Origin of the sequence: Fictibacillus sp. WQ 8-8 (assembly GCF_024494405.1) — a bacterium.
GTDB classification, from domain to species: domain Bacteria; phylum Bacillota; class Bacilli; order Bacillales; family Fictibacillaceae; genus Fictibacillus_C; species Fictibacillus_C marinisediminis.
Genome location: NZ_JAMXKG010000001.1, coordinates 41118 through 53202 on the forward strand (window position 1 = coordinate 41118; position 12085 = coordinate 53202).

Consider the following 12085-nt stretch of genomic DNA (forward strand, 5'->3'; position numbering starts at 1 on the left):
CTGCAGTCGGGAATATAATAGGCTAAAAGAAACTGGCTGAAAAAAAGGAGTAAAAGATGGAAGAGGAAAAGGTAAAGAAGTCATTGATTGCAGGTTCAATCGGATTGGGTGCCCTTGCAGGCGCTGCAGGAGCGGCAGCTTTTTATTCTGCGTTTATTGAACCGTACTGGTTTGATGTTAAAAAAATCGATATTAAGCTCCCAAGGCTCCCAGAGGCCTTTAAAAAATTTCATATTGTCCATATTAGTGATTTTCATCTGGGCTTTCATTTTAAGGCCAGGCATATTGCTAAGATGGCAGATAAAATACAGAAGCTTAATCCTGATATGATCGTCTTCACAGGCGATTTGGTGAATTCCCACCCGTCGCTGAAAACCGTTATAAAGAGCCTTCCTTACCTAAATAAAATCAAGGCACCCTTCGGTAAATTCGCGATTCTCGGTAATCATGATTACCTTGAAAGTATCGATACCATTTCTGAACTGCTGAGAAAAAGCGGCTTTGAACTTCTAATAAATGAGAAAAGGATGATTAAAAAAGAAAATGATGAGCTGTACCTCGCAGGATTGGATGACTATCTGAGAGGAGAAGCAGATCTCGAAAAAACACTGAATGGTATTCCTTTAGACCGTTTTACTCTTCTGCTTGCCCATGAACCGGATTATTTCAAAGTCAGTTCCAAATTCCCTGTAGATCTGCAGCTGTCTGGCCATAGTCACGGAGGACAAGTCCGAATGCCATTGTTCGGTCCGATCATCACTTCAAAAATGGGAAGGAAATACCATAGTGGACTTTATGAAACAGAAAACAAATTTCTATATACCAACAGAGGAATGGGAACTACTCATCTGCCCTTCCGTTTCTTCTGCCGGCCTGAAATTACATCCATCACATTAAAATAAGACGGCATCTATGAACTGCACCCTCCCATTGTTACCTGTGTCTAACAATAAGGATGCAGTTCCATGCCGCCTTGTTCACCCTTCTTTTTGCGGTGGCAAATGGGTAACATACGTACCAGCGATCAAATCATGGATGCCTCTTTTGTCTTTGCGGATACCGACCATAAAGGCGCTGACAATCAACGCAATTCCAAGGGTTAACCCATATATTAAGCCGCCGACTAACACTCTCAGCACCATTGCCCCAATTCCAAGCTTGCTTCCGTCCGCTTTAACAATCCTGATTCCACAGATTCTCTTGCCAACCACATAACCGTTCCAGTAAATGGGCAGCAAAAGCGCATAAAGAAAACTAATCACATTCATGAACCAGTCTCCACCCGGATCTTCTGATACAAAGTTACCTGTGAATAAATAACCGATTAATGATAATGGAATACCAATAATAAGGCCATCCAGTATACTGGCTCCAAACCTGATCCAAAAACCAGCCGGTTGCTGTACTTCCATCCTGCATCCCTCCATCAATAAATTGTTAAATCATCTTACAGTTATTACAAATGGACAAAAAAAAGAACAGCCCAAAGGCTGTCCTTCTTAAAATCATTTATTTGTTTACCGGTACAACAGCACCCTTATATTTCTTTTTGATAAAATCTTGAATTTCTTTAGAGTGAAGCACTTCAACAAGGGTTTTCACCGTTTTAGCATCTTTATCGCCTTTGCGCACAGCAATGATATTTACAAACGGTGAGTCAGATCCTTCAATTGCAATGGAATCCTTTTGAGGGTTCAACCCAGCATCGATCGCATAGTTCGTGTTGATCAATACAGCGTCTCCTTCACCGTTTTTATACGCTTTTGGAAGAAGGCCAGCTTCAACATCTGCTTTAAATTTCAAATGTTTTGGGTTTTTGGCAATGTCTTTAATCTTTGAGTTGTAACCTTTTCCAGGTTTAAGTTTGATCAAGCCTTCGTGCTCAAGCAATGTTAGCATACGTCCGTGGTCAGCAACGGAATTACTCATGATGATCGTTGCTCCGTTTGGAAGTTCTTTTAAAGACTTGTACTTTTTAGAATATACTCCGATCGGTTCGATATGAATACCGCCGGCGTTCTCAAATTTGTAATTTTTATTTTCTTTCATTTGTGATTTCAAATACGGAACGTGCTGAAAGTAGTTGGCATCAATTTCATTGTTTGCAAGTGCTTTATTAGGAAGTACATAATCCTGGAACGTTTTAATTTCAAGATCAATTCCTTTTTTCTTCATTAAAGGTTTAGCTGCTTCAAGAATTTCGGCATGCGGAACATTGGATGCTCCCACAACAATCTTATCGTCAGCTAGTTTTTTGTCTTTCCCTCCGTTTGCACCACATGCAGCAAGGGCTGTTGTCAATGCAAGTAAAAGAACGAGTGTAATGATTTTTTTCATGTTGTTCCTCCTGGTTGTGTAATTTAGATTTTAACGTTTATCAAGACGGCGAGTTACATTATCCCCAATAAACTGAATGATAAACACAATGATTAGAATGATAACAGTAGCGACAAATGTAACATCATTTTGCGTACGCTGGAAACCTTCAAGGAACGCCAAATTCCCGAGCCCGCCTGCTCCGACTACCCCCGCCATTGCTGTATAACCGACAAGCGCGATTGAAGTTACCGTTATCCCGGAAACTAATGCAGGAAGGCTTTCAGGGATCAAAACTTTAAAAATAATTTGAGCGTTGCTCGATCCCATCGATTTTGCCGCTTCGATTACCCCTTTATCAATCTCGCGAAGTGCAATCTCAACCATCCGGGCATAAAACGGTGCAGCTCCAATAATCAAAGCAGGCAATGCTGCATTGGCGCCAAGCATAGATCCCACTAACAAGAGTGTAAACGGAAGCAATAAAATGATCAGGATAATAAACGGAATGGAACGGAAGATATTTACGATCGCTGAAAAGACAAAATTTAAAAACCGATTCTCCCATAGGTTCCCTTTACCCGTTAAAAATAATGCTAATCCTAAAAGAAGACCTAAAATAAAAGTGGCAAGAACCGCAACAGCTGTCATGTACAGTGTTTGTCCGGTGGCACCCCACATTCCACTCCATTCCACATTCGGAAAAAGACTATTCATATGAGATCACCTCCACTTCTACTTTCTGCCCATTCATATAGGCTACCGCTTCCTGAATTTCGGTATCTGTTCCTTCCAGCTGGATGAACAACGTTCCATATGGCCCGTTTTGTGTTTGTGATACCTTACCCTGCAGGATATTCACCTGAACGTCAAATTTACGGATCACATCTGTAATAACGGGCTGTTCTGCACTTCCTCCAACAAAGGTAAGCTGTACAATTTGGCTCTGAGGTTTTTCAGATGCCAGCTGCTTGATCATGTCTGTCGTTTCTTCTGGCTCTGTTACTTGCTTAACAAAATCTTTTGTAATGGACTCTTTAGGTTGCCTGAATACTTCCAAAACCGGCCCTTGTTCCACTATTTTACCGTCTTCCATAACAGCGACCCGATGGCAGATCTTACGGATGACATGCATCTCATGTGTGATAAGAACAATGGTCAAGCCGAGCTTTTGATTGATCTCAACTAATAAATTAAGGATGCTGTCTGTTGTTTTCGGATCAAGGGCTGAAGTCGCCTCGTCACAGAGAAGAACTTTAGGGTTATTGGCCAGTGCACGTGCGATCCCGACTCTTTGCTTCTGTCCTCCACTCAATTGGGAAGGATACGATTCTCCGCGGCCCTCTAGTCCAACAAGTTTAATCAGTTCATCCACCCGCTTCAGGCGCTCTGTTTTCGGCACACCTGCAATCTCAAGTGGAAATGCAATGTTTTCCCTTACTGTTCTGGACCAAAGCAGATTGAAATGCTGAAATATCATGCTGATTTCCTGCCGAGCTTTTCGAAGCTCGTTGTTACTAAGTTTGGAAAGATTTTTTCCCGCAACGTTAACATCTCCGCTCGTCGGTCTTTCCAGCATGTTCAGCATTCGGATCAGTGTACTTTTACCTGCACCACTGTATCCAATAATCCCGAAAATTTCTCCTTGATCTATAGAAAGATCGACATGGTCAACTGCGTTTACAGCTCCGTCTTTCGTCTGAAAAATCTTTTTTACTGCGTCTAATGTTATCAAGAGACCGGATCCCTCACTTTCTGAAAAATAAAAAATGCCCTTCTGCCAGGTCATGAGCAGAAGGGCATAAAAATTTATATGCACCGTCATCTCATCTCCCAAAGCAGTTTGCTTTGCAGGATTTGGCACCTTTTCAAACAGGAAGCTGCTTAACGGTTGCCGGGTTTCATAGGGCCAGTCCCTCCACCACTCGCGATAAGAACGAATTTGTTATTCGTTATATAGTTAGCATTTCTTAACACGTTTCGAATTTTAACATCACCTTTATGGAGTGTCAATCCATAACTCCTGTTTTTTAGATAGAAGGACCCGATTCTTTTGGCTTAGGACTCCAATTTGCATAAAAACAGAAGAGATTCTAACTTAAGCTGTTCTCTGTATGTTCCCGTAAAAGTTACTCTTTTTATCCTGATTAAATCGCTCAGACGCTGCTGGCCTTCAAACACCTCATGCAAATCATCCATCCTGCCTGTAAGCATGGATATCCGTTCTGATCCGTTATACTTATTTACGAAGGAAAAACATAATCGTTCTCCGTCAGCCGTCACACTGGGAGTCTCCGTGCCTATCAGCGGCTGAAGGAAGGCCGTTTTTTGAACCTGTTCCTGCCAAAGAACCCAATCCATAAACATCCCCCTTTTAAAAACATGTATATCTTAATGTTCGGGAGATGGTTGGTGTCTTCCTTGATTTTTCCTTCGACAGTTTATTAAACGTAGTGTCGACTTTTAGCCAGCCTTTTTATGTATTTCTTTATTCATTTGTGCCTTTTTATGATTTTTCTGCAGTTCTTTTTTCCAGTACTTTTTTTCAGGCCGATGAACGGGAGAATTTTTCTGCTCTCTTTTTTCAAGCCTTTTCCCCTTATCCCATTTATGGTTTTCATGTTTATTCTTTTCATGAACATGCTGTTTCGGAGCAGTATTCAAATTAGTATTTTTCTTTGCTTGCTTGTTGTACATCGGCTGTTCGTGATGTTGCTTTGAAGAATGTGGTTTTACTTTTTTTGATTCATTTTTTTCTTTATCTTCAGCTTTACTGCGGCTTTTTCGATCTTCGTGCCTTTTGGTTTTTGGGACAGCACGTTTATTGTTTGGTTCTAGCTTGGGTTCAATCCTTTCTTCTTTGACTTCTTTTTTCGCATGTTCTTTTAGAGAAGAACTATGCAGGGAACTCGTCTTAATCTTTATGGGTTCAAGATTTCTATGATTGCGAAGAATTTTTTCTGAATGGTTTTTTTTAAAGCCGGATTCTTCCGGCTCTTCATGTACAGGTTTTATCTTTCTCTTTAGCTCGGTATAAGACATGTTCTTCACTTCATTAAGAGAAATGTTTTTATCTTTTCGTCTAGCATCCAAGTACATCATATATTTTCCGGATGATACCCCATTCTTTTGGGCAACATTCCGTTTATTTGTATTAATATTCTTTACCATGATGGCGGCTTTCGAATTATAGATGGATGCATTCCGTTTAATTGAAGATACAGTCTCATCCAATGCAGACAAAAGCTTGTCATTATTTTGGTTCACGATGGTTGTTCCGATCATGACATCCGGGTTTTTCTTCAGATATCCTTTGTTGTCATAAGCATTCAGCAAAGCTGAAGCAAAGTGGGAAAGGCTTATGTTTTTCTTTTGTTTTAATGATTGGAGAATTTCCCGTCCCTCAGCGTTATATGCTTTTACTTTTATGACTTGCAAGTCTTTGTTAACTCCTGCTTCGAGGCTGGGATTTACGTCAAAACTCACATAAGCCGCAACAGTATTGTCGTTGCGGCCCAGTGGATTTACTCCTGAAAATAAAACAAGTATAAGCAATGCTGCTATTGTAAGTGAAAGAGAAGGAAAAATAAATTGGCGTGTTCTGCTTTTTGAAAAACTTGAAACGCTGTATTCCATACCTACCACCGGATGCTTTCCGCGTGGTACCTTAACGGTGATGAAACAACCGTCTTTCGTTAATAGGACGGCTTTCCCTTTCTTAACTTCCATTAAAATTCCATTCTTCATCCCACATATCCCTCCTGCTAGGCGAAGGATCTGCTTCGTATCATAACCATCATGGGTTTTGCTGCTCTCTTGCTTTGCTTATTTATTACGATGTCCCCACGAGTAATTACAACCGTTTAACTTCCCCTTATTTAAGGCTGAATATAAGACTTTAACGCTTTAAAGTCCCCTAGATATATTAGCGATACCGCTATTATATATTTTCGATTTCTCTCTATTGTTTTACGACTGCAGGAAACCATACTTAACAAATCTTTTATAGGAAGTTGTTTTTTTTCCAATAAAAATTCAGCCATTTCCTGGTTTTCCACTAACAAACGAGCGATTTCTTTAGCGTTTTCCCTTGCATCCACATGCTTAGGGCAATGTTTGCTTAACACTTTAAAATTAAGGCTGAAATCCTTCAGCAGTTTTTGATACTCTTCGATTTCATACACGCGGTTCTCTGCCTGGATCTTTTCTTCGTAATGTTCCATGGCAGCTTTTTGTTCTGCGTAGCTGTCCTCGACACGGCCTTCTTCATCTTCCTCATCCGGCTGCAAATAAATCAGACGGTTCTGTCTAACTTCTTTTCGGATATAGTCGATAACCCTGCGGCGGATTACCATGTCAGCAAAGGAAAGAAAACGGCTTCCTTGTCCTTCTTGATATTGATCAATGGCTTCATTGAAAGCGTAAAGACCTACACTAAATTCATCCATCGTACGATCTATATATTGACTGCAAACTTTTGAAGTCACTTTTTTAATAAATGGCTGGTAAGCTTCGATCAGCTCATTTCTTAAGGAATCATTTCCTCTTTGAATTCTTAGTACTTTATCCTCAATGTTAATGAGTGGTGTGCTGTTACGAATAGTTGGTACAAATGCAGTAGACATAGTTTCACCTCTTAAATCCAGGTTGTATTGTACTTTTGGATAAAATGATCATACATTCCAAAAGTCGACAGGAGCAAACATATTTCAAGCTCTCCTATACATTTATACCATTGATTCGTAGGTTTGTAGGATACAGTTGTATAACAATGTTACAGGACTTATAACAATTGTAATGTTTTTGTCACGTTCCTGAAAAGGATAATTTTTGCAGTCTTGACCCATAAATCGTTCGGAAGCGGTAACTTGCTTGCTATTACTGCTGTTTGGAGATATCGTTTCATTTTGTTGCACCTGAATCGTTCTGTAAAATTTATTACACATTTCTTCTTTATTTTACCACATAAACCATGTATTACATTTAAAAAATACCCCCTAAAAACAAAAAAAGACACAATCCGTGTCTTTTACAGGTACTTTTTTACGTTTTGATACAAAAAATCAACAGATTGCATGGCATAAATCTTCTTTACGGCAATGCCCCTGTGTAAAAAAAGCAGGCAAGGGACACTGGTGATGCTGTACTTTTCAGCAAGCTCCGGCATCGCATTTAGGTTGCAAGCACCGATTTTAGGTTCAGACGTTTCTGACTGGCTTATTGCTTCCAATGTGATGTCGAGCATCCGCCTTCCCATCTTACACGTTCCGCAAAGCGGTGTCTGGATATAAAGAGCTGCTGGCTCCTCTGTTGAACCTTTAATAAAATTATGAATTTCTATATTAGTTAAATCCCTCATATCTCTCTCCAATTGCAGTTTTTTACGGATCCATTTTTTCTCTATGTAATTGAATATCCCGGATCTAAGAGGTGCTGTCAACAACCGTGCTTATAACAGTACGTAAAATACAAACTTAAGAAATCCTCCTCAAAGAGGATTTCTTTCGGTTCAATTTTGCTTTCCTTATCCCAGGCATTCTTTATTTACGGTGAAACGAGCGCCAAGCAGAATATTGGCAAGATACATGAGCGGTGTTTTTGCCACTTCTCGGTACATTTTATGAATATAAAGATGTTCTGCATTTGGAAGCTCCCGCTGAAGCATTTTTCTTAATTTTGCTCCAGCTTCGTCCGCATCGACCAGTATATAGACATCTCGGTTTTCAATTTGTATTGCAAGTTCCTCAAGCCGGGAAAGCCCCATTGTGCCATTGGTACAGATGATCTCAACAGGCTCATTTAAAATGGAGAACAGTTTTTCCTTGTCTGATTTCCCTTCAACGATAATCACTTTGTCCAAGTTGTTATTCATCAATCATCTCTCCTATATCTGCTAAAGAACGAGTATTAATGCGATTGATATTTTTTTCTTACTTACTATAATACCCTTTATTTTATTAGAATCCTCCATTGATTGTTAATAAATCAGACAACTATTTATGTATATGTAACCCATTTTCCTACAAGCAGCCAACTTAATAAGGAGTTTCGTACTAACTTCGATTAAAGCTGTTTAACCATTGCGAAAAGGGGATATGGTTTCTCTAAGTCCAACAGCACAAAGTGAATAGCTGTTGGGAACACACTATTTACCATATATAAGGAGGAATTTTGAAATGGCTAAGAATAATGACAACCGAGACGGAATGAGCAGAGAAGAAGCAGGGCGCATGGGCGGTCAAAAAACGTCTAAAACCCGTGGCAAAGATTTTTATCAGGAAATCGGCAAAAAGGGCGGAAATGCTACTTCTAAAAGCCACGATCAAAACTTCTACCAGGAAATCGGTCAAAAAGGCGGAGTATCAACTGCATCCAGCCATGATAAAGACTTCTATCAAGATATTGGCAAAAAAGGCGGTAAGTCGACGGCTGATAGCCATGATAAGGATTTTTATCAGGAGATCGGTAAAAAGGGCGGAGAAGCTACTTCCGACAGCCATAACAAAGATTTTTACAGAGAAATCGGCAAAAAAGGCGGTAACAGCCGCAGCAGCGATTAATATATAAAATTGCAAAAAGGACAAGCCCTGAGGGTTTGCCCTTTTTTACACTTTTCTAACTAACACCAGCCCTCATCGCATCCCTGTACGTAACTTTGGGGATATTCTGCAGAACTGTTGTCTTTTTTATAAATTTTGTCAGCATCAAATTCAAAGCCTTCAGCCATTTCATACTGATTTCCTTGATCGGAAAAGATGACGCGGCCTATTTTCTGGTTATCATGGAACAGGGACATGTAACCTGTATCCATTTTTCCATACACTTTTGACGTAATGTCCGATTTAGATCCTGAGTTTTTTGAACCCAATGAACACTCACTTCCTTCCATAGAAGTATTGTCTCCGGAAAGAAGCTGAGTACTCATCAAAAATACTTAAAATAAGGGATTAGTCTTCTTTTGTCATTTCCTCATATTGTTCAGCTGTCATTAGGTTTTCTGTCTCAGAAAGATCAGATGCCTCAACAACGATCATCCAAGCTTTTTCATAAGCAGATTCGTTTACAAGCTCAGGGCTGTCATCAAGATCTTCGTTGATTTCAACCACCTTGCCAGAGATTGGAGCATAAAGTTCAGAGACTGTTTTAACAGATTCAACACTGCCAAAAGGCTCGTCCGCTTTAATTTCATCGCCCACTTCTGGAAGCTCTACAAATACGATATCACCCAGTTCATCCTGTGCAAAGTCAGTAATACCGATTCTTACCTTATTTCCATCTTCAACTTTTACCCATTCGTGTTCTTCTGAATAACGCAATTCTTTTGGAAAATTCATTTGTATCCCTCCAGCTTTTCTTGTTATTTATAATAACTATAATATTAAATTTATTATAGTTAAGCAACTAATTACATCACTTACTCCAAGTTTCGTTATAGGCACCTTCGTTAAAGCCGACTGTTACCTTGTTTCCATCTGTAGTGATCGGGCGTTTCAGCAGCATGCCGTCAGAAGCCAAAAGATTCAGCAGCTCATCTTCGGAAGCTGTTTTCACCTTGTCCTTCAAGCCAAGCTCCCTGTATTTCATCCCGCTCGTATTAAAGAACTTTTTGATATCAAGGCCGCTCTTTTCTACCAGCTCTTTGATTTCCTCTTTAGAAGGAGGGTTTTCGACGATATGTACGGATTCAAACTCAACATCATGGGAATCCAGCCACTTTTTAGCCTTTTGGCATGTTCCGCATTTTGGGTATTGATAAAAGGTTATACTCATGCAATTTCTCACTCCTTCCATTCCATAGTAACACAAAATAGTCTAGCCAGGTAAAGGGAAATTAATCACTTATCTCGGTGCCTGGCACTGCTTTTTGACACTTGTGTAATTTCGGTGCCTGGCACCGTATTAAATAAAAAAAGTGCTCCGGTGAATCACCGGAGCCAAATTGAGAGAGTATGTTTCAAGATAAGGCATTATTAGAATAAATTTAGATAACGTAGCGTTCTTCTTCCAAAACAACAGCAGCAATTTCACGTTTCTTCTTGATCACGTTGATCGGTGTGTGGCGGGTAAGCTTACGCAGTGCGGACAGCATCATGCGCAAAGTGTCCCCTTCTTCCACTCCGATAATGGATTCCTTCGCATGTGCTTCGATGCGGTTGAAAGCTTCCTGACAGAACACTTCTGTCATAAGCATTTTTTGCGTGTTTCTTTCAAGACTTGTTCTGTTGATCGCTTTTTCCGTACGAAGAACGACAGATTCCATCGCGTACACTTCACTGACCAAATCCGCCATGTTGGCAAGCAGCTCTTGCTCGTTTTCAAGCTTTGGTCCAAACTTTTGAACTGCGAGACCAGCTACCATCAGTATGACCTTTTTCGCCATGCTTACAAGATATTTCTCCTGCTCAAGCGGCTCCGTTCCTACTTCCTGTGGCATCATCATCATGAGCTCATTCTGAAGCGCGGTCGCTTTCTCGATTAGAGGAAGCTCACCTTTCATCGCTTTACGGACGAGGGTGCCTGGCACTAATAAGCGGTTGATCTCGTTTGTTCCTTCAAAAATACGATTAATACGGGCATCTCGGTACATTCCCTCGACTTCATATTCACTCATGAAGCCATATCCGCCATGAATCTGGACAGCTTCGTCAGCTACATAATCCAGCACTTCAGAGGCGAAGAACTTGTTTATTGAGCATTCAATCGCATATTCAGCAATGGCTTTTCCGATTTGCAGCCCATCCTTTTGAGCTTCTTCACTCAGGCTGCCGAGACGTGTCTCAAACAAACCGACTGTCCGGTAAACCGAGCTTTCTGACGCATATGTTTGAAGCGCCATGTTAGCGATCTTTTCCTGAATCAGGCTAAAGGAACTGATTTTGCGTTTGAATTGAGAGCGCTCGTTCGCATACTTCGCAGAAACTTCGATTCCGCGTTTCGCAGCACCCACGCATCCGATCGCAAGCTTATAGCGTCCGATGTTCAAAATGTTAAACGCGATCACATGCCCTCTTCCCGGCTCACCAAGAAGATTTTCTTTCGGCACGTGAACGTCTTCTAAAATAAGCGTTCGGGTGGATGAAGATTTGATACCCATTTTCTTTTCTTCCGGCCCTGTGGAAACGCCCGGATAATCCCTTTCTACGATAAACGCAGAGAATTGTTCTCCATCAATTTTCGCATACACGACAAAAACATCGGCAAAAGCGGAGTTTGTGATCCATTGCTTTTCTCCGTTCAGCACATAATGTGTGCCTTCAGCGTTCAGCCTCGCCGTAGTTTTGGCACCTAGAGCATCGGAACCAGATCCTGGCTCAGTGAGTGCATAAGCTGCAATTTTTGCTCCTACTGCCAGATCAGGCAGATACTTTTTCTTCTGTTCTTCGTTACCAAAGAGGACAATCGGCAGTGAACCGATTCCGACGTGGGCACCATAGCTGATTGAAAAGCCGCGTCCGCGTGCAAATTTCTCAGTAATTAAGGAAGAAGAAATTTTATCAAGTCCAAGGCCGCCGTATTCTTCAGGAACATCAGCACCAAGAAGACCCAGCTCTCCCGCTTTCGTCAGGAGCTTCCTGGAAATATCGAACTCATGGTTCTCGAGCTTATCAAGCTGCGGAACAACTTCTTTACCCACATAATCCTCAGTTGTTTTGGCGATCATGAGGTGTTCTTCTGAAAAATCCTCTGGTGTAAAGAGGTCCTCTGCCTGAATATCTTCCACTAAAAAGCTTCCGCCTTTAAAAACCTTTTCCATTGTGTTAGACATGTT

The 12085-nt window shown here is 40.8% G+C and carries 15 protein-coding genes and 1 riboswitch; of the genes, 2 read left to right on the forward strand and 13 right to left on the reverse strand.

The genetic code is table 11. The annotated features are described in order from the left end of the window. Positions 1–56 precede the first annotated feature (56 nt). The gene (locus M1K46_RS00205) at positions 57–902 is read left to right on the forward strand and encodes a metallophosphoesterase (RefSeq protein ID WP_256224387.1); all 846 of its coding nucleotides are present in this window, start codon (positions 57–59) and stop codon (positions 900–902) included. 75 nt (positions 903–977) lie between these two features. Here the strand turns inward: M1K46_RS00205 and M1K46_RS00210 are convergent, their stop codons facing one another. The 9 genes from M1K46_RS00210 to M1K46_RS00250 form a co-directional block, all read right to left on the reverse strand. Next, positions 978–1412, reverse strand: a complete 435-nt coding sequence (locus M1K46_RS00210) for an RDD family protein (RefSeq protein ID WP_062233104.1) — start codon at positions 1410–1412, stop codon at positions 978–980. A 97-nt stretch (positions 1413–1509) separates the two neighbouring features. Then, a complete protein-coding gene (locus tag M1K46_RS00215; RefSeq protein WP_062233101.1) occupies positions 1510–2337 on the reverse strand; it encodes a MetQ/NlpA family ABC transporter substrate-binding protein in 828 nt (275 codons plus the stop codon). Positions 2338–2367: 30 nt separating this feature from the next. After that, complete coding sequence (locus tag M1K46_RS00220) at positions 2368–3033, reverse strand: methionine ABC transporter permease (RefSeq protein ID WP_053357268.1); 666 nt, start codon at positions 3031–3033, stop codon at positions 2368–2370. After that, positions 3026–4051 carry a methionine ABC transporter ATP-binding protein gene (locus tag M1K46_RS00225; protein ID WP_256224388.1) on the reverse strand — a complete coding sequence of 342 codons (1026 nt, stop codon included), beginning with the start codon at positions 4049–4051 and terminating at the stop codon, positions 3026–3028. Before M1K46_RS00225 ends, M1K46_RS00220 begins: the two co-directional genes overlap by 8 nt. 88 nt (positions 4052–4139) lie before the next feature. Continuing rightward, a riboswitch (SAM riboswitch) is annotated at positions 4140–4253 on the reverse strand. Between the two features lie 121 nt (positions 4254–4374). Then, positions 4375–4677 carry a hypothetical protein gene (locus M1K46_RS00230; RefSeq protein WP_053357267.1) on the reverse strand — a complete coding sequence of 101 codons (303 nt, stop codon included), beginning with the start codon at positions 4675–4677 and terminating at the stop codon, positions 4375–4377. A 102-nt stretch (positions 4678–4779) separates the two neighbouring features. Further along, on the reverse strand, positions 4780–6063 hold the full coding sequence (locus tag M1K46_RS00235) for an anti-sigma factor domain-containing protein (RefSeq protein WP_256224389.1): 1284 nt from the start codon (positions 6061–6063) through the stop codon (positions 4780–4782). A gap of 131 nt (positions 6064–6194) precedes the next feature. Next, on the reverse strand, positions 6195–6941 hold the full coding sequence (gene sigI, locus M1K46_RS00240) for an RNA polymerase sigma-I factor (RefSeq protein WP_091003296.1): 747 nt from the start codon (positions 6939–6941) through the stop codon (positions 6195–6197). 404 nt (positions 6942–7345) lie between these two features. Continuing rightward, positions 7346–7675, reverse strand: a complete 330-nt coding sequence (locus M1K46_RS00245) for a thioredoxin family protein (RefSeq protein ID WP_256224390.1) — start codon at positions 7673–7675, stop codon at positions 7346–7348. Positions 7676–7840: 165 nt separating this feature from the next. Beyond that, positions 7841–8188: a toprim domain-containing protein gene (locus M1K46_RS00250; RefSeq protein WP_062233090.1), complete on the reverse strand. Its 348-nt coding sequence runs from the start codon at positions 8186–8188 to the stop codon at positions 7841–7843. Between the two features lie 304 nt (positions 8189–8492). On the opposite strand from M1K46_RS00250, the gene M1K46_RS00255 reads away from it, so the two are divergent. Beyond that, positions 8493–8876, forward strand: a complete 384-nt coding sequence (locus tag M1K46_RS00255) for a KGG domain-containing protein (RefSeq protein ID WP_062233086.1) — start codon at positions 8493–8495, stop codon at positions 8874–8876. Positions 8877–8935: 59 nt separating this feature from the next. Here the strand turns inward: M1K46_RS00255 and M1K46_RS00260 are convergent, their stop codons facing one another. The 4 genes from M1K46_RS00260 to M1K46_RS00275 form a co-directional block, all read right to left on the reverse strand. After that, positions 8936–9184 carry a YusG family protein gene (locus M1K46_RS00260; RefSeq protein ID WP_234293213.1) on the reverse strand — a complete coding sequence of 83 codons (249 nt, stop codon included), beginning with the start codon at positions 9182–9184 and terminating at the stop codon, positions 8936–8938. A 79-nt stretch (positions 9185–9263) separates the two neighbouring features. After that, positions 9264–9650, reverse strand: coding sequence for a glycine cleavage system protein GcvH (gene gcvH, locus M1K46_RS00265; protein WP_053357260.1), 387 nt, complete (start codon positions 9648–9650; stop codon positions 9264–9266). Positions 9651–9726: 76 nt separating this feature from the next. After that, positions 9727–10086, reverse strand: a complete 360-nt coding sequence (locus M1K46_RS00270) for an arsenate reductase family protein (protein ID WP_091003290.1) — start codon at positions 10084–10086, stop codon at positions 9727–9729. Between the two features lie 211 nt (positions 10087–10297). After that, the gene (locus tag M1K46_RS00275; RefSeq protein WP_256224391.1) at positions 10298–12082 is read right to left on the reverse strand and encodes an acyl-CoA dehydrogenase family protein; all 1785 of its coding nucleotides are present in this window, start codon (positions 12080–12082) and stop codon (positions 10298–10300) included. Positions 12083–12085 lie beyond the last annotated feature (3 nt).

What these genes read in the sequence shown, in the direction of transcription:
- M1K46_RS00205 (WP_256224387.1), top strand. Translation starts at nt 57, where the DNA reads ATGGAAGAGGAAAAGGTAAAGAAGTCATTGATTGCAGGTTCAATCGGA.
- M1K46_RS00210 (WP_062233104.1), bottom strand. Translation starts at nt 1,412, where the DNA reads ATGGAAGTACAGCAACCGGCTGGTTTTTGGATCAGGTTTGGAGCCAGT.
- M1K46_RS00215 (WP_062233101.1), bottom strand. Translation starts at nt 2,337, where the DNA reads ATGAAAAAAATCATTACACTCGTTCTTTTACTTGCATTGACAACAGCC.
- M1K46_RS00220 (WP_053357268.1), bottom strand. Translation starts at nt 3,033, where the DNA reads ATGAATAGTCTTTTTCCGAATGTGGAATGGAGTGGAATGTGGGGTGCC.
- M1K46_RS00230 (WP_053357267.1), bottom strand. Translation starts at nt 4,677, where the DNA reads ATGGATTGGGTTCTTTGGCAGGAACAGGTTCAAAAAACGGCCTTCCTT.
- M1K46_RS00235 (WP_256224389.1), bottom strand. Translation starts at nt 6,063, where the DNA reads ATGAAGAATGGAATTTTAATGGAAGTTAAGAAAGGGAAAGCCGTCCTA.
- sigI (WP_091003296.1), bottom strand. Translation starts at nt 6,941, where the DNA reads ATGTCTACTGCATTTGTACCAACTATTCGTAACAGCACACCACTCATT.
- M1K46_RS00245 (WP_256224390.1), bottom strand. Translation starts at nt 7,675, where the DNA reads ATGAGGGATTTAACTAATATAGAAATTCATAATTTTATTAAAGGTTCA.
- M1K46_RS00250 (WP_062233090.1), bottom strand. Translation starts at nt 8,188, where the DNA reads ATGAATAACAACTTGGACAAAGTGATTATCGTTGAAGGGAAATCAGAC.
- M1K46_RS00255 (WP_062233086.1), top strand. Translation starts at nt 8,493, where the DNA reads ATGGCTAAGAATAATGACAACCGAGACGGAATGAGCAGAGAAGAAGCA.
- gcvH (WP_053357260.1), bottom strand. Translation starts at nt 9,650, where the DNA reads ATGAATTTTCCAAAAGAATTGCGTTATTCAGAAGAACACGAATGGGTA.
- M1K46_RS00270 (WP_091003290.1), bottom strand. Translation starts at nt 10,086, where the DNA reads ATGAGTATAACCTTTTATCAATACCCAAAATGCGGAACATGCCAAAAG.
- M1K46_RS00275 (WP_256224391.1), bottom strand. Translation starts at nt 12,082, where the DNA reads ATGTCTAACACAATGGAAAAGGTTTTTAAAGGCGGAAGCTTTTTAGTG.